Raw genomic sequence first — 16,594 nt, 5'->3', positions numbered from 1 at the left:
CTGCTTAAACTCTATGTATTCATGGAAATAGGCGTCATGCGCTAGACTATTGTAAGGTTCAGAGAGCTACTACAATTGTAAAATAGATGCCCTAAGAGAGTTTAGGGCATCTATTTTAGTTAGGTTAGGTAGTTGTGACTAATTCAACTGCTTCAAGCACAATTGGTGTACCAGCAGAAAGTGATGCTGTAACAGTGTTGAATGTAACTTCAGTTGCAGAAACTGTATAAGCATCACCCTCTTGTAGAACGCCATTGATATATAAATTATAGTAGCCGTTTGTAACTACTGGAAATGCAGTTGCCGCTGTACCGCTATCATCTAAAAAAGTTGTAGCAGCGACTGTAGTACCATCTGTAATGGCAAGAGGTGCAGCTAAAACGTTAAAAAATCGTGTAGATGTACCTGTGACATTGACATGAATATTAATAATGGAAAGTGCCATATGATTCACCTCCTTTCTTGGATATTAATTTGTCATAAAGCCAAGCGATTCAATGATAATGGGTGTGCCTCTATACAAATTGGCATTGTAGGGTACGATTGTTAAGGCGGCTGGTGTTATGGTGTAAATGCCACCTTCTTGCATCACCGCATTAATATAAAGATTGACGTAACCGTTTGGCGAGAAGAGGGTAAACTCTGTAATATTGTCAGCATTATCATTCCAGAAGAGAGTCGCTGGCAGCGTGACCCCATTTGTTAGATCAAGATCGGCTGTGACGATATAAAAATAGCGGTGGATAATCGGCAAAATAGTGCCCTCTGGAACGATAGGAGGAGGGACGATGGGCGTGCCGTTTGTTGCTTTGATACGGGGCCAGAAAAATCGATCCTCACAGTGACACGGACAACTTTTTTCTATGATTCGATGAGACTTAGGATTCAGCATGTGCGATCACACTCCATTCTTAAAAAATAACCTTTGCCCCGAATACATTTACTATAAAATATGAAGAAAATAGCAAGAGAACTAGTTGACCATCTATCATTTGAGGAAGATTATTTCGGATCATCAAGATTTTATGATGGGACTTATTAGGATAGAAACGTTGGCATACATGCTTTTTACCGTAAATTAGTGTTATACTTTGCTAGTTGAATAAGGTAGAATACTAATTATGAATAATTAACGAAAAAGGGGTAACTGGTTTCATGAAAGATTTTGAACAACAATTGGAGGAGCTATTAAAGCAAGCTTCTTTGCAATACATAATCTATCAGCATAATGGTGATACAGAACGCATGGATAAAACCTCTCTTTTTGCTCGAAAAATTCAGCAAAAAGAGTATGTGATTGGCTTTGCGGGTCATTTCTCTGCTGGGAAGTCGAGTATGATTAATGCGCTGTCTGGTGAAAACTTACTGGCATCTAGTCCAATTCCAACAAGTGCGAATATCGTAAAAGTGCATAAATCAGAGGAAGATTTTGCAATTGTCTATATGCACAATGAAAAGCCTGTGAAATTTGAGGCAGGCTATGATTTTAAAACAGTAAAAGAGCTTAGTAAGAATGGGGATTTAGTGTCACAAATTGAAATTGGGCACAGTGCCTCTACACTACCACTAGGCGTTACTGTCATGGATACGCCAGGAGTAGACTCCACAGATGATGCACACCGTATGTCAACGGAATCGGCGCTCCATATTGCAGATATCGTATTTTATACAATGGATTATAACCATGTGCAGTCGGAACTGAATTTCCAATTTACAAAGCAATTAATGAAATACAATCCAAACGTTTATTTAATTGTCAATATGATTGATAAGCATAAAGATAATGAATTGAGCTTTGAAGACTTTAAAGCAACGGTTCATCAATCCTTTGCCGCATGGGGCGTTGTGCCGAAGGGTGTATTTTTCACATCATTGAGAGAGCCTGAACATCCACATAATGATTTTGAGGTCGTAAAGAACATCGTGATGGACAGTATGAATGATTGGCAGGAGCAGCTTGTACAAACGGCAACGAATACATTGCGTTTACTGCAAAGTGAGCATGACCATTATTTAATGGAAGAAAGACAGGATCGTTTAACTATTGATGAAGAAATTTTAAGTGCGGACGACTGGGCACACCATCAAGATATTTTAGAGCAATACAATAAATTAAATCGTCAAGTTGAATTATTCTCAGTAGAGGCATGGAACGAAACATTTGAGGAGCAACGGAAGGAACTACTAGCCAATGCAGCCATCATGCCAGCTGATGTACGTGATCGCCTCCGCCTTTATTTAGAAAGTGTGCAGGAGGGCTTTAAAGTAGGGGGACTCTTTACAGCGAAGAAAAAAACAGAGGAAGAGCGTAACCGTCGTAAAGAGGATGCATATAGTGCCTATCAGAACGTCGTTCATGCACAAATTACTGGGCATTTAAAAGGACTTATGAAAAAAGCATTAAAAGATGTAGGTGCATTAAATGAAGAGCGTGCTTCCGCCATTGATGCCTATGTATTTGACTTACCTTTTTCATTGATTGAGCAGCAAGTTCAAACTGGTGCCCTGTTAACAGGTGATGCTGTGTTAAACTTCGCCAACCGTGTCGCGGAGGCAACGAAGCGCTACTTTATTCAGGAAACAGATAGCTGGAAAAATGCGCAAGCAACAACGCTTGAAGCTGTGGCAACAGAAACGGCTGCACCATCAAAATTAAAAATGGCGGGTATGCAAGACAAAGTGGATGCAATTAAGGCAGTGCTTGAAATCGAAGGCTATCAGCAATATAGTGCAAGCATTATGCATCAAGCGAGCAATGAAATCCGTAAAGTTGCGAATCAGCAGCTAGCCAATTGGGCACAGTCATTTAAGCAAGATTTAGCCGATATTCGTTTGTTTGATGAGTCCATGCTGAAGCCAAAAGAGCAGGTCATCGAACAAGAGGAAACGCAGCAAGCCATCAGTGCAACGACTCTTCCAATCGATGGTGTGATTAATCGCGCACTGCATACAGCCAATGCAGTCAAAGAGGTTCAAGGCTTTGCAGAAGTTGCCCATTACCTTGAAAATAAAGTGGAACGTTTACAGAAAAAAGATTTTACGATTGCTTTGTTTGGCGCATTTAGTGCAGGGAAATCATCCTTCTCCAATGCCTTAATGGGTGCAAAGGTGTTACCTGTATCACCGAACCCAACAACAGCAGCCATCAATAAAATTCGTCCAGTAACACCAGAGCATCCACATGAAACGGCCGATGTACAGCTTAAAACAGCCGAGCAAATGCTAGAGGATATTCAAGGCTCGTATGCGGCAATTGGCTTGTCTGTAGCTTCGTTGGAGGAAGCCTATAATCGTGCTGATGAAGGGCTTGCCGTTCAGTTAACGGATGAACGTTTAAATGTTCATAAGTCATTTATTCGTGCCTATAAGGAAGGCTATCCAACATTTAAATCTGAGCTTGGTACGATCATTCGTGTAGGCCGTGAAGAATTTGAAAAATTTGTGGCGCAAGAAAACAAATCATGCTTTGTTGATAATATTGATTTCTATTACGATAGCCCATTGACACGCATGGGTGTGACACTTGTTGACACACCAGGAGCGGACTCGATTAATGCTCGTCATACAGGTGTAGCCTTTGAATATATTCGTAATGCTGATGCCATCCTATTTATTACGTACTATAACCATGCCTTTGCTAAAGCTGACCGTGAGTTTTTAATTCAGCTTGGTCGTGTCAAGGATGCATTTGAACTTGATAAAATGTTCTTTATTGTAAATGCCATTGATTTAGCAACAACAGAAGAAGAACAGGAAGACGTAAAAGGCTATGTTCGTTCAGAGTTACAACGTTTTGGCATTCGTTTCCCACGACTGTATGGGGTATCCAGTCTTTTAGCATTAAAAGAAAAAGTAGAAGGTGCTGATTTAACATCTGGCATGCCACCATTCGAAAGCGACTTCCATACATTTTTAAATGATGAATTAAGTGCCTTAGCAGTACAGGCTCTTGCAGAAGAAGTCGATAAAACAGAGCAACGTTTAGCCGATTTAATCGCACAAACGGAGGAAAACTTAAAACGTAAAGATGAGCGTTTAGAGGAATTAACAACACTTGAACAACATATCCAATCGAAGTTCAGCGTGCTCAATACAAGCATGCTAGAGAGTGAAACAAAGCAAGAGCTTGATGAGCTCCTGTATTATGTTCTCCAACGTGTCTATTATCGTTATCCTGAGTTCTTTAAGGAAGGTTATAATCCTTCGACATTTGCTGCGATGCCAGCACAGCAAGCATTGGAGCATGCACTGAAGGAAGTGATGCAAAGCTTGCGTTTTGATTTTACACAAGAAATGCGTGTTACAAACTTCCGTTTATCACAGTTCATAAGCAAGAAAATGCAGCAACGCTTCAAAGATGAGGTGCGTGAGCTGAAAGAGTTGAATAGAAGCTTCTCGTTCCTAACCTTTGAATCTTCAGAGCCAAATTTACTGGATTTTGAAGGGCCATTCACAGATATTTCAAAATATACTAGCGTAAAATCTCACTTCCGCAATCAAAAAGCTTTCTTTGAGAAGAATGAAAAAATAAAGTTGAGCGAGGCGCTGGAAGCTGTAACAAAACCAGATGCACAAGATTATTTAGATGCACAGAAAGTTTTTCTTATGACATGGGCCATTACGTTTATTGCAGAGGAAGCCGAAAAATTACGTTTATATATTTATCATCAAGCGCTTGAACAAATTGAGACAGAAAGACTTGCCTTACAAGAAGAGAGCCGTTTAGCTTCTTGGAAAGCAATTTACGCACAATTACAATACGCATGAGGTGATTTATATGGGAAGAGTATTCAAATCAGTGGATGAAATACAGTTTGATGGCGTCCGTTTTATCGATGCTCGCTTCGATCTTCTGGACAAAGAAGCTGGAAAAAAAGCATTTGAAGAAGGACATGCAACTGGTGCTATTTATATTGATTTAGAACAACAGTTATCCGATATGGACAGTAAGGACGGCCGTCACCCGATGCCGAGCAAAGAAAAGTTGACTTCCGTATTTCAAGAATTAGGTTTACGCTATGAAGATCAAATTGTTGTCTACGACCAGGGAGCAGCCCCGTTCGCTCCGCGCGCCTGGTGGATGCTGACATACGCTGGTTTCCCAAATGTAGTGATTGTCAATGGCGGTGCCCCTGAGCTAGAGGCAAAAATTCCGTTCACCAAGGATATTATAAAATATCCCCCAACGATCATAGAATTTGATTGGAAGGATGAACTATATGCGCCACGCCAAGCGGTAAAGGCAATAGTAGACGGCGAAGTACAAGCAACCTTGCTCGATGCACGTGCAGCTGAACGTTATCGTGGCGAAATGGAACCACTGGATAAGGTAGCAGGCCATATTCCAACCGCAAAAAACTTTGACTGGGAGCAATTAAAGACAGACGGCCAATTAAAAGCGAACGACGCATTACGCCAAAAAGTTACGCCTGATGAGCAGATTGTCGTCTACTGTGGTAGCGGCGTGACAGCCTCACCGTTATATGCAGTGCTAGCAGATGAAGGCTATGAAAACATCCAATTATATGTAGGCAGCTTCAGTGATTGGATTACCGCGTATGATGTGGAAAAAGGCACAAATGAATAATTAAATTGAAACGCTCACTTCAGTGGGCGTTTTTTTTGTTTGGAGAGCGCTTAGAGTGGTGGATAGAGCGTAGAAAGTGAAGGATAGAACAGAAAAAGAGGTGGATAGAAAGCTTAAAGTAAAGGATAGGCTCCATCGAGGTGGATAGAATGTGCAAAGTGAAGGATAGAACAGAAAAAGAGGTGGATAGAAAGCTCAAAGTGAAGGATAGGCTCCATCGAAGTGGATAGAAAGCATAAATTGAAGGATAGAACAGAAAAAGAGGTGGATAGAAAGCTCAAAGTGAAGGATAGGCTCCATCGAAGTGGATAGAATGTGCAAAGTGATGGATAGAACAGAAAAAGTAGTGGATAGAAAGCTCAAAGTGAAGGATAGGCTCCATCGAGGTGGATAGAATGTGCAAAGTGATGGATAGAACAGAAAAAGAGGTGGATAGAAAGCTTAAAATAAAGGATAGGCTTCATCGAGGTGGATAGAATGTGCAAAGTGATGGATAGAACAGAAAAAGAGGTGGATAGAAAGCTCAAAGTGAAGGATAGGCTCCATCGAGGTGGATAGAATGTGCAAAGTGAAGGATAGAACAGAAAAAGAGGTGGATAGAATGTACAAAGTAATGGATAGAACAGAAAAAGTAGTGGATAGAATGTACAAAGTGAAGGATAGAACAAAAAAAGTAGTGGATAGACTGCTCGAAGTATCAGATAGCACGATTAAAATAGTAAAACGTACTTAGAGAATCGAAAAATAAACACTGTTTACTTTTAAAATTTAAGATGATAAAATATTCTTAAAATTTAGAAAAGGAGTGTGTGTATTGGTGCATGTTGGAGAAAAAACATATAGTTTTCGAGAATTTATTAACAAAAGAGATGCTATGAATGATTTAGATAATCCTTTTTTATTACAAGTTTTGCAACAGTTTTGTCATGAAACATGGGATGAGATGCTGCCGAGACTGGAGCCTTTTGTGAAAAAACTATCATCGGACTGGCGTGCAATAGCTGCTGAAAGTGCACGTCCGGAAAATCAGCCTAAAATAAGACATTACAATGCATATAATGAGCGCATTGATCGCATTATTCGTTCAAACCAGATGCAACAAATGGAGAAAGACATATTTGGACAGGGTCTATTTTCTAAGGAACAGTTGAAAAATGAAGGGATCATTAAGCGCTTTTTTTTACATGGTAATGGAGAAGCTGGTATTACTTGTCCATTAGCATGTACAGACGGACTGGTTGCTTTAATCGATCATTTCAAGGAGGAGGTTCCTGATGAAGTAAAGCGTATATATGAGCATGTGACAGAAGGCTATGAGGGACATTTTGGCATCGGTGCACAGTATATGTCAGAGATTCAAGGGGGATCAAACATTCCAGCGAATGTACTAATGGCTAAGCCTGAGGGCGATCATTATCGGTTATTTGGCAATAAATTTTTCTGCTCAGCGGTGCATGCCGATTATGCTGTAGTGACTGCGCGCATCGAGCACACTGATGATATTGCGGTGTTTATTGTACCTACTTGGCTTCAAGGGGATAAGGAAAAAGAGAAAAGAAATCATCACGTGATCAATCGTTTGAAATGGAAAATTGGTACTGCAGAGTTACCATCAGCAGAAATCGATTATCAGGGCGCTATTGCTTATCGCGTAGGCCCACAAAATAGAGGTGTTGCTCTTGCTGTTAGTATTGTTTTAACCCGCTCAAGGTTGGATATCGGATTTGCTAGTGGTGCTTTTTTAATGAGAGCAGCACAAGAAGCTAAGCTATACGCAAGCTTTAGATCAGTATTTGATCGGCGCATTGATGAATTTCCAATGGCTGCAGCACAGCTTGAGGATTTAGAATATGCTGCTAAACGTATTGTAGGCTCAGCCTTTTATATTTACCAAGCGTTTCTTCAAACACAACAAGAACCTAATACTCTTGAAGCGTTCGTTGTGCGTGAATTAATTTTATTGCAAAAAATTTATTCTTCTAAAGAAGCTGTAGATAAGCTAAGGTTGGCTATTTCTATTTTTGGTGGACATGGGGCGATTGAAGATTTTTCAGTCATTCCAAGATTGTTTAGAGATAGTCTAGTGAATGAATTATGGGAGGGGCCAAGAAATGTTTTATTATCTCAGATATATAGAGATCTTGTGAAGATGAGACCGCAAATTTCTATTTATGATTTAATTGCTAGTATTCTTATAGATAGCTCGGAGAAGGAAGTAAAGCGGTTTGCAGAGCAAATCGAACAATTAATGCAGGTGAATTTAACCGCGTTACCAAACTTTGAAAATCGACAAGCAGCAAGGAAATGGGAACAAATCTGGGAAGAGATATTTACCTTATTCCAGGAGCAAACGATAAAGGATATAAAGGATTTACCAATTGCACTAGATTAGTATGTGGACAAAAATTGTTTAGGGGTGACAATTATGAACATTAATATTGGTAAGTTATTACGGGATCGTGCAGTTTTAATGGGGGAGAAGGAGGCTTTTATTCACAAAGACAAGCGGTGGACATTTCAACAAATGAATGCGATGGCCAATGGCTTTGCTCATTTTTTAAAGAAGCAAGGTATTGCTAAAGGGGATCGTCTAGCGATTTTATCCAAAAACAATGAGGATTTCATTGCAGTGTTAATGGGAGCAGCGAAAATTGGTGTCATCACCGTTGTTTTAAATTGGCGTCTACAAGTGCCGGAGCTTCAATATATTGTGGAGAATAGTAAAGTAAAACTCATTGTTTATGATGTTGATTTTGCGTCAATGATGCAAGCATTACAAGTACAAGGTGTCAATACTGACATTCTATCACATGCAACTGTCCCTTCCTTGCAAGCTATTTTTGAAGAGAACAGTCAAGAACCTGTTTATGATGCAAGTAATGATGACGTAGCGCTTATTATGTATACATCGGGTACAACAGGTAAGCCAAAGGGAGCGATGATTTCCCATAATAATTTATTGGCTGCTGGGATGGGGTTATCGCAAACCATCGATTGGTGGGAGGATGATCGTTTTTTAATGGTGGCACCATTTTTTCACATAGGTGGCATCGCTCCGCTCATCACAAATATTCTGTGTGGTTGTACAATGGTACTCATGGAAGCGTTTGAACCTATGGCAGCTTGGAAAATTGTCGAACAAGAAAAGATTACGACCATGATGACAGTACCAACAATGTTAGCATACTTATTAAAAACGTATGAGGTTGCTAACGCTGACTCATCTTCTATTCGTAACATTACCTGTGGTGCTTCATCTGTGCCTGTGCCACTTATTTTAGGATTTCGTCAACTAGGTATTCCGATTCAGCAGGTATATGGTATTACGGAATACACAGGGGCAGTGACAATGTGGAAGGAGCAGATGAATAAAGATAAGTATGATTCTATGGGCAAATCGATGATGCATGGTGAAATAGCCGTAGTTGATGTGAAATCAGGCGAAGTGTTACCTGCAGGTGAGGTAGGAGAAATCCGCTTACGTGGCCCACAAGTGTTTGTTGGCTATTTCGAAAATAGGGAAGCGACAAAGCAAGTATTAAAGAATGGTTGGTACCATACTGGAGATGTTGGTTATATAGATCGTGATGGCTACTTATATGTTGTTGATCGAATAAAAGATATGATTATTAGTGGCGGAGAAAATATTTATTCTGCAGAATTAGAATTAACTCTTGCCAACCATCCAGCTGTTGCTGATGTAGCGGTGATTGGCATGCCGGATGAAAAGTGGGGCGAGATTCCAAAAGCTTATATAGTGGTAAAACCAAACATATCGATAACAGAAGCGGACATAATGGCGTTTTGTAAAGAAAATTTAGCTTCTTATAAAGCAGTGAAAGAAGTAGAGTTTGTTGAACAGCTTCCTCGCAATGCTGTTGGAAAATTACTCAAGCATCAGTTAAAGCAGGTAGTCAAACAACCATAAAAAAATAAAAGGCAGGTATTATTTTTCCTGCCTTTTTATTGTATGGACCAAAAGATTTGTTAGTTGCTTAATATGTTGCAAATTGGAGTCTGATGAACGACCAGGTAAATTTTTATAGGTAATTAATAGGCCATTTAACGATGCGAAAAAAAGTTGAACAGTATGTTTAAGATGGTCATTAGGGAGATGTTGTCTTAAAGCTTCTCTGAAAAGTGAAAATAACTCATCGATTATGTCATGTAGCTCTTGTGAGACATTGCCATGTTGTTCGTTTTCTAGCATGAAATAGGTCATCATATGATATAAATTATCGTGCATATACATGTATTCTATATATTTTGTTGCCAGTAATTCGAGTTGATGATCTTGTCCCTCGACGGTTTGGTGCAATACGTTTAAAAGGCTGGAGCTTTCAATTTTAAATGCCGTCATAAATAAATGTTGTTGATCATCAAAATATTGATAGATTAGACCTGGAGAAACGTTTGCATGTTTAGCGATAGCCCGCATGCTCACCTCAGCAAATGACTTTGAACTAAATAATTCGATAGCGGCATTAATAATATTTTCTCTATTGATCGTTTTCTTCTGTTGTCGCTTGGATACATGCTGAACCTCTTTTGTCTCCATAAGTATTGCTCCTTTACACTTTATATAAATAAGATTCTATAAAAAACATCAGATATTGACAATCAAATTACGTGATACTCAGTGTAATAAAATTGTATTTTTTAAGATAAATGGATTTTTTTGTGTTAGCAGGGAGGTAAGCAAGCCCAGTAAACACGCAACTGTAAGAGCGTTAAAAACTTTTCATCATTGTTAGTTAGAAATTTTTACAAATGACTGGCAGGTAGTCATACATTGCTTTTGCTGACTGTCAATATATGTTTATTTCTTTATGTGTTAGCATTTCGGAAAACATGTAAAGAAAAATTCCGTTGTTGTTACCTATTCGCAAAAATGACTCGCCATTCATTATATGCTACACTTTTTTGTACAAGGGGCAAAGGGGGAAGAGGATGTTTACACGTGAGAAAAGTATAGAGATTGAACAGCATCGTGATGTACGATGTGCACATGGTAAAGTAGCAGTTCAGGGGATTGGCATGAGTGTGTACAGTTTTTTTGTGGATGGGTTACTGATTGATACAGGCTCCTATTCGCTGTCGCAGGAATTCCAATCCTTTTTTAATGAAATACCGATAGAGCAAGTGGCCTTAACGCATTCTCATGAGGATCATGTAGGCAATGCTGCATGGATTCAACACCATCATAAAAATGTACCTATCTATATACACCGAGATTCAGTCAGCATTTGTGCAGTGGATGGAGATTATCCGCTTTATCGTCAGGCACTGTGGGGGGAACGACCGGCGTTTGTTGCCCAAGCAATTGGCGATACTATTCAAACGAAATCAGCTACATGGGATGTCATTGAAACACCTGGGCATACAACAGATCATTTGTCGTTTTACAATCGGGAAACAGGTGCTATGTTTACAGGAGATTTGTTTATCCAGCCAAAGACGAAGGTTGTGCTTGATGAAGAAAACATCGTACATACCTTGGCGTCTTTGAGGAAAATAGTCAACTACGATTTCGATGTCGTCTATTGCTGTCATGCGGGCTTTATAGCAGATGGGCGAACAAAAATACAGGAAAAAATTGCTTATTTAGAAGACATGGAGGGAAAAGTAAAGCAATTGTTTATGCAAGGTTATACAATTGAAGAAATGACCAAAACAATTTTTCCTCGTGATTATCCGATTACGAAAGTATCTGGGGAACAATGGTCTTCCAAGCATATTATCACGGCTTTTATCCATCACTTTACGCAGGAGTCCTTAACATAAGGGCTCTTTTTTTGTTGGTTAGCTGTGACTTACATAAATACTTTGAGATACATAATAAAAAACTTTGTGAAAAAATGTGAATAAATTGTGACAAACTCAATTAAGACAATGGATGCGCTTACATAAGTTTGTGAAAAAATTCTCATTTACATAAGAAAAATACTATGTGAAAAGATGAACAGGTGAAAAGGCTACAGTTGTACATTTTATGCGACGTAATATAGAACATTAATTATCTCAAAATAATTGATTGTGAAGTGTTTAATTTGACAGAAAAATATATTCAAAGGCATTAAATACTGTATTTTTGAAGGGTAAAATAAATTGACAGAAAATTTGTTGACTATGTTTTCACAAAGTATTATGATTCTGAAATATAATGAAAAACAAAGGGAAAAGGATGGGATGGAATGGACGTAATGAAAAAAGCATTAGAAATGCATGCACACTATAGCGGAAAATTAGAGGTTATTTCGAAGGTGCCAGTACAGGATTCTTATGATCTTAGTTTGGCTTATTCACCTGGAGTAGCAGCTCCATGTGTGGAGATTGAGAAAAACCCATCACTTGTCTATGACTATACGATGAAAGGCAATATGGTAGCTGTTGTTTCGGATGGCACGGCAGTTTTAGGCTTAGGGGATATTGGACCTAAAGCGGCATTACCAGTAATGGAAGGGAAGGCGATTTTACTAAAGCGTTTTGCCAATGTTGATGCTTTTCCAATCTGTTTAGATACGAAAAATACGGATGAAATCGTCAGTATTGTGAAGGCGCTTGCCCCGACATTTGGTGCTGTGAACTTAGAGGATATTTCAGCGCCTAGATGCTTTGAAATTGAAGATCGCCTACGTCAGGAATGTGATATTCCAGTATTTCATGACGATCAGCATGGAACAGCGATTGTTGTAGGAGCAGCCATGATTAATGCCAACCGTATTGTGAAGAAGGATGTTGCAACGATGAAGATTGTGATAAATGGTGCTGGTGCTGCGGGGATTGCGATTTTACGAATTCTTGTACAAATGGGCTACAAAAATATTTATATGTGCGATACAAAAGGCATTATTTATGAGGGACGTACAGAAGGGATGAATCCGATTAAAGAAGCAGTAGCTCATTTAACTAATCCAGAAAAACTGCATGGCACACTGGAAGATGCGCTAACAGGTGCGGATGTCTTTATTGGGGTTTCTGTCGCAAATTTATTAACAGAGGCACACATTGCATCCATGAATGAAAATCCAGTCGTCTTTGCCCTAGCCAATCCAAATCCTGAAATTACCTATGAAAATGCTAAAGCTTGGGGTGTGCGTATTATGGGCACGGGTCGTTCAGATTATCCAAATCAAATTAATAATGTTCTAGCATTCCCTGGTATTTTCCGTGGGGCCTTAGATGTGCGAGCAACGGATATTAATGAGACGATGAAATTAGCGGCAGTTGAAGCCATTGCTTCTCTTGTAAGTGACGCCGAATTAACAGAGGAATATATTGTACCGAAATCTTTAGATGAGCGTGTTGTGGCAATCGTTTCACGAGCTGTAAGTGGCGCTGCTGTTGAATCGGGCGTATCGGAACTATTCCAACAAAGTACAGCTCTATCTGTCTAGTGAATAACCCCTTTCTAAACAGATAAAGAAAAGTGATAAACTTTTCTTTATCTGTTTTTTTTTGTGATTTAATGGCGAATATGCTCGAAAAATGTTGTTGTTTGATTTTTTATGTAATAAAATGAATATGAATAATGTAATAATTTACATTTTCTGTTTTAGAGGAATAACTGCTTAATTTTTCAATTTTATTGTGAAAATTAGGTCTAAAGTACATATAAAATGAAAGAGGTGTTGGCCATATGAAATCATTATTTCAATTTCGATCCATTAAGGCGAAGCTGATTGCTTTCTCTTTGCTGCTTTTATTGATTCCCCTTATTATTCTTGGCTTTTCAAGCTATCAACAAAGTAAAGCAAATTTAGAGACAGTAGGAAAAGAGAATTTACGAAACAGTGTAGAAATGACCATTGCCATGATTGAGCAATTCAATCAACAGGTAGAGGCAGGCAATCTATCCTTAGAGGAAGCGCAAGAAAAAGTAAAGATTGCGATTTTAGGTGAGAAGGATAGCGAAGGAAAACGACCGATTAATAAAGAGATTAAGCTAGGCGATAACGGCTATATATTCGTCGTAGACCAAAAAGGGAACTCCATCGCACACCCTAACATAGAGGGCTCCAATGTCTGGGATGAGCAGGATGATAGTGGCTTTAAATATATGCAAGAAATCATTGCCGTTGGGAATGATGGTGGTGGCTTTGTAAGCTATGAATGGGCATTACCAAATACAGATCAATTGGAAGAAAAGGGTGTTTATACAGAAACAGACCCTTATTGGGGATGGGTCATTGGTGCGAGTACTTATTTAATGGATTTCAATAAACCAGCAGAAAGTATTTTAAAATTAACAATCATTGTGATTGCTATTGCGGTTATTGTGGGCATATTTGTGATTTGGCAATATGCAAGTAGTATGGCAAAACCGATTAACCGAGTGGCTCAAGCTATGGAACAGTTTGCGCAGGGTGATTTATCTCAAGACAGCATATCTATTCGATCAAAGGATGAAATAGGCAAGCTGGCAAATGCAATGAATCAAATGCAACAGAAATTGAAGGATATGATTCATAATATCGCGCAAGCTTCTGATTTGATTAATACTTCTAGTAAAGAACTGACACAATCAGCAAATGAAGTGAATATGGGAGCGGAGCAAGTGGCGATTACGATGCATGAATTAGCATCAGGTGCAGAAGGACAAGCTCATCATTCGAATGAATTAACATCCTTGATGGAACGCTTCACGGCGGATTTACAGGAAACGAATCAGCATGGTGCTCATATTCATCAATCCTCTGTGGAAGTATTAGCATTAACAAATGAAGGAAGTCAGCTAATGACATCCTCCAATTCTCAAATGGTGAAGATTGATAGCATTGTGCAAAATGCGGTAGAGAAAGTGAAAAATTTAGATGCCCAAGCTCAGGAAATTTCAAAGCTGGTCGTTGTTATTAAAGATATAGCAGATCAAACGAACCTGCTGGCTTTGAATGCTGCCATTGAAGCGGCTAGAGCTGGTGAGCAGGGCAAAGGATTTGCAGTGGTGGCAGATGAAGTACGCAAGCTGGCAGAACAAGTAGCGTTTTCAGTTAACGACATTACATCAATTGTCACGAACATTCAGCAGGATTTTGATGTTGTCACAACCTCTTTAGAGGATGGTTATCAAGAGGTTAAAGAAGGAACGAATCAAATAAAAGCTACTAGCGAAACGTTTAATACAATTAGTTATTCCATCAATGATGTAGTAGAAAGTGTTAAACTAATTTCAACGAATTTATCGAAGGTTACAGAAGACGGCCGTAAAATGAACAACTCGATTCAGGAGATTGCTGCGGTAGCAGAGGAATCTGCTGCAGGTGTTGAGCAGACAACGGCTACAACGGAAGAGACAAGTAGCTCTATGGATGATATGGCAGGAAAATCTGCCCAATTATCAGAGTTAGCCTTACAATTGAAAGCGTTGATTGCCCAATTCAAACTATAGCCAAAAATCTCCCGCTCTCTTCAGAGAGGGGAGATTTTTTTAAATCATACCAACACCGATAATGCCGATGAGAATGATAAAGAAAAGAACAAACAATACAACGAAAAGAATAATTCCTGGAATAAAAATAGTGAAGAAGGCCATCCAGTTAGAGATTTGATGTGCTTCGGCAACAACACCTACTGAAATAACAAAAGACCAGATACTAACAACGATGGTTACTAAAATAGTTGGCCAAAAAATCCACGGCAATGAACCGATAAAGTTTGGGTCTAATAAAGAATCTGGGGAAGTTATTAACCAAATTAAATAAAGTGGGATTAGTACAATAAATGGAATGGCTGTAAGGCTCAATCCTTTAAATAAGTCCGAATAAGTACCAGTGCCTTTGAATAATTTACCAAATAGCCATGAAATGAGGGCGGAAAAAGCCGTACCAATAATCCCAGCTATTGGCGCAAAAATAACACATAATAAGGCTAAAATCCATGGTGAGAGATTAGGGAATAATTCCGAATCAATCAGCCCTGACATAAGAGAGCCGATATAACCAATAGACAAAACCAAAATGGCAAAGCCAATCGATTTTTCATTAATCATATAACGAGCTGCTTGTTTTGGATGCATCCAAACTGCTAAAAACGGATTTAGTTTAGGCCTCTCTTCTTTCGGTGTCTCCGTATAGTTTTCCATTAAACTACCTCCAAAATTATAGAATAATTGCTTATTACAATAGTTAATATACGAGTGGTGGAAGGAAAAGTTTCGTCAAAAATAAAAAAAGAGCCGCAGCCGACTCTTTTTCATAATTGCTTCTATTATTCAGCTAACATCATTTTTTCAAGCTCTAACGGTTCAATATATTCTTCGCCTTTGTAAGCACGCATATTACCGCCAGAAATTTCATCAATTAATAAAATATCATTTGTTTTAGCGTCACGACCGAATTCTAATTTAATGTCATACAGTGTTAAGCCTTTTTTAGCAAGCTCTGCCGCCACAAATTTTGAAATTTCAATTGTACGTTGTTTTAAAATGGCGTATTCTTCGTGAGTTAACAGGTTTAACATCGCTAAAGCATCTTCAGAAATAGGGGGGTCTAAACGATCATCATCTTTAATCGTTACTTCCACAAAAGAGTCCAGCTCCTGTCCTTCCTTTACATAAGCACCATAACGGCGTAAGAATGAACCGACTGCCTTGAAGCGGCAAATGACCTCTAAACCTTTCCCAAAAACAGTTGCTGGTTTCACGGTCATAGTGGCATCCTCAAAGTTTGCGTCAACATAGTGCGTAGGTACACCTTGTTGATTTAATTTCGAATAGAAATAAGAAGTTAAGCGCAAAGCAGCTAAGCCCGCACCGTCAATCGTTAAACCAACAGTATTAGCACCTGGGTCAAACACACCATTTTCTCCTGTAACATCATCTTTAAATTTTAATAAATAATGGCCGTCTTCTAATTTGAACACATTTTTTGTTTTACCTGTATACAATAATTCCACAAAAAAACCTCCAATATTTCATAGTACTCCAAAATTATAACACGAATATTTCAAATGTTTAATAACAAAAATGTTCGTTTAAAACGTTTATTTATATGTTTTATAACGAAATTT

Annotated in this window: 13 protein-coding genes; 8 read left to right on the top strand and 5 right to left on the bottom strand. The window is 38.8% G+C overall.

Going from position 1 to position 16,594, the window contains the following annotated elements:
* Positions 1-124: 124 nt before the first annotated feature.
* Together MHI34_RS21895 and MHI34_RS21890 are read right to left on the bottom strand one after the other, a co-directional pair.
* Positions 125-445 (bottom strand): DUF4183 domain-containing protein, encoded by a 321-nt coding sequence (locus MHI34_RS21895; protein ID WP_036118284.1) that lies wholly within the window; start codon positions 443-445, stop codon positions 125-127.
* Positions 446-469: 24 nt separating this feature from the next.
* Positions 470-754: a DUF4183 domain-containing protein gene (locus MHI34_RS21890; protein WP_342503977.1), complete on the bottom strand. Its 285-nt coding sequence runs from the start codon at positions 752-754 to the stop codon at positions 470-472.
* Positions 755-1,155: 401 nt separating this feature from the next.
* Between MHI34_RS21890 and MHI34_RS21885 the strand changes: the two genes are divergently transcribed.
* From MHI34_RS21885 to menE, 5 genes are all read left to right on the top strand, one after another.
* Positions 1,156-4,767 carry a dynamin family protein gene (locus MHI34_RS21885; RefSeq protein WP_342503976.1) on the top strand — a complete coding sequence of 1,204 codons (3,612 nt, stop codon included), beginning with the start codon at positions 1,156-1,158 and terminating at the stop codon, positions 4,765-4,767.
* Positions 4,768-4,777: 10 nt separating this feature from the next.
* A complete protein-coding gene (locus MHI34_RS21880) occupies positions 4,778-5,587 on the top strand; it encodes a sulfurtransferase (RefSeq protein ID WP_340810819.1) in 810 nt (269 codons plus the stop codon).
* 601 nt (positions 5,588-6,188) lie between these two features.
* Positions 6,189-6,320 (top strand): hypothetical protein, encoded by a 132-nt coding sequence (locus tag MHI34_RS21875; protein ID WP_342503975.1) that lies wholly within the window; start codon positions 6,189-6,191, stop codon positions 6,318-6,320.
* 84 nt (positions 6,321-6,404) lie between these two features.
* Positions 6,405-7,979, top strand: a complete 1,575-nt coding sequence (locus MHI34_RS21870; protein ID WP_342504496.1) for an acyl-CoA dehydrogenase family protein — start codon at positions 6,405-6,407, stop codon at positions 7,977-7,979.
* 33 nt (positions 7,980-8,012) lie between these two features.
* A complete protein-coding gene (menE, locus tag MHI34_RS21865; protein ID WP_340808754.1) occupies positions 8,013-9,515 on the top strand; it encodes an o-succinylbenzoate--CoA ligase in 1,503 nt (500 codons plus the stop codon).
* A gap of 18 nt (positions 9,516-9,533) precedes the next feature.
* Here the strand turns inward: menE and MHI34_RS21860 are convergent, their stop codons facing one another.
* Positions 9,534-10,145, bottom strand: a complete 612-nt coding sequence (locus tag MHI34_RS21860) for a TetR/AcrR family transcriptional regulator (RefSeq protein WP_340808755.1) — start codon at positions 10,143-10,145, stop codon at positions 9,534-9,536.
* 392 nt (positions 10,146-10,537) lie between these two features.
* Here MHI34_RS21860 and MHI34_RS21855 point away from each other — a divergent pair, with 392 nt between their 5' ends.
* From MHI34_RS21855 to MHI34_RS21845, 3 genes are all read left to right on the top strand, one after another.
* Positions 10,538-11,371, top strand: coding sequence for an MBL fold metallo-hydrolase (locus MHI34_RS21855; RefSeq protein ID WP_342503974.1), 834 nt, complete (start codon positions 10,538-10,540; stop codon positions 11,369-11,371).
* Between the two features lie 410 nt (positions 11,372-11,781).
* Positions 11,782-12,984, top strand: a complete 1,203-nt coding sequence (locus MHI34_RS21850) for a malic enzyme-like NAD(P)-binding protein (protein WP_342503973.1) — start codon at positions 11,782-11,784, stop codon at positions 12,982-12,984.
* A 242-nt stretch (positions 12,985-13,226) separates the two neighbouring features.
* The gene (locus MHI34_RS21845; protein ID WP_036118264.1) at positions 13,227-14,975 is read left to right on the top strand and encodes a methyl-accepting chemotaxis protein; all 1,749 of its coding nucleotides are present in this window, start codon (positions 13,227-13,229) and stop codon (positions 14,973-14,975) included.
* Positions 14,976-15,014: 39 nt separating this feature from the next.
* On the opposite strand, the gene MHI34_RS21840 is transcribed toward MHI34_RS21845, so the two are convergent.
* Both MHI34_RS21840 and MHI34_RS21835 read right to left on the bottom strand, forming a co-directional pair.
* The gene (locus tag MHI34_RS21840; RefSeq protein ID WP_036118261.1) at positions 15,015-15,668 is read right to left on the bottom strand and encodes a Yip1 family protein; all 654 of its coding nucleotides are present in this window, start codon (positions 15,666-15,668) and stop codon (positions 15,015-15,017) included.
* A 125-nt stretch (positions 15,669-15,793) separates the two neighbouring features.
* Positions 15,794-16,480, bottom strand: a complete 687-nt coding sequence (locus tag MHI34_RS21835; RefSeq protein ID WP_340808760.1) for a phosphoribosylaminoimidazolesuccinocarboxamide synthase — start codon at positions 16,478-16,480, stop codon at positions 15,794-15,796.
* Positions 16,481-16,594: the final 114 nt, after the last annotated feature.

The organism is Lysinibacillus sp. FSL L8-0126 (genome assembly GCF_038630385.1).
In the GTDB taxonomy this organism is placed as follows: domain Bacteria; phylum Bacillota; class Bacilli; order Bacillales_A; family Planococcaceae; genus Lysinibacillus; species Lysinibacillus fusiformis_D.
Note: the sequence above shows the minus strand (reverse complement) of the source record. Positions and strands in the feature narration are given on the sequence as shown.

What these genes read in the sequence shown, in the direction of transcription:
- MHI34_RS21895 (WP_036118284.1), bottom strand. Translation starts at nt 445, where the DNA reads ATGGCACTTTCCATTATTAATATTCATGTCAATGTCACAGGTACATCT.
- MHI34_RS21885 (WP_342503976.1), top strand. Translation starts at nt 1,156, where the DNA reads ATGAAAGATTTTGAACAACAATTGGAGGAGCTATTAAAGCAAGCTTCT.
- MHI34_RS21880 (WP_340810819.1), top strand. Translation starts at nt 4,778, where the DNA reads ATGGGAAGAGTATTCAAATCAGTGGATGAAATACAGTTTGATGGCGTC.
- MHI34_RS21875 (WP_342503975.1), top strand. Translation starts at nt 6,189, where the DNA reads ATGTACAAAGTAATGGATAGAACAGAAAAAGTAGTGGATAGAATGTAC.
- menE (WP_340808754.1), top strand. Translation starts at nt 8,013, where the DNA reads ATGAACATTAATATTGGTAAGTTATTACGGGATCGTGCAGTTTTAATG.
- MHI34_RS21860 (WP_340808755.1), bottom strand. Translation starts at nt 10,145, where the DNA reads ATGGAGACAAAAGAGGTTCAGCATGTATCCAAGCGACAACAGAAGAAA.
- MHI34_RS21855 (WP_342503974.1), top strand. Translation starts at nt 10,538, where the DNA reads ATGTTTACACGTGAGAAAAGTATAGAGATTGAACAGCATCGTGATGTA.
- MHI34_RS21850 (WP_342503973.1), top strand. Translation starts at nt 11,782, where the DNA reads ATGGACGTAATGAAAAAAGCATTAGAAATGCATGCACACTATAGCGGA.
- MHI34_RS21845 (WP_036118264.1), top strand. Translation starts at nt 13,227, where the DNA reads ATGAAATCATTATTTCAATTTCGATCCATTAAGGCGAAGCTGATTGCT.
- MHI34_RS21840 (WP_036118261.1), bottom strand. Translation starts at nt 15,668, where the DNA reads ATGGAAAACTATACGGAGACACCGAAAGAAGAGAGGCCTAAACTAAAT.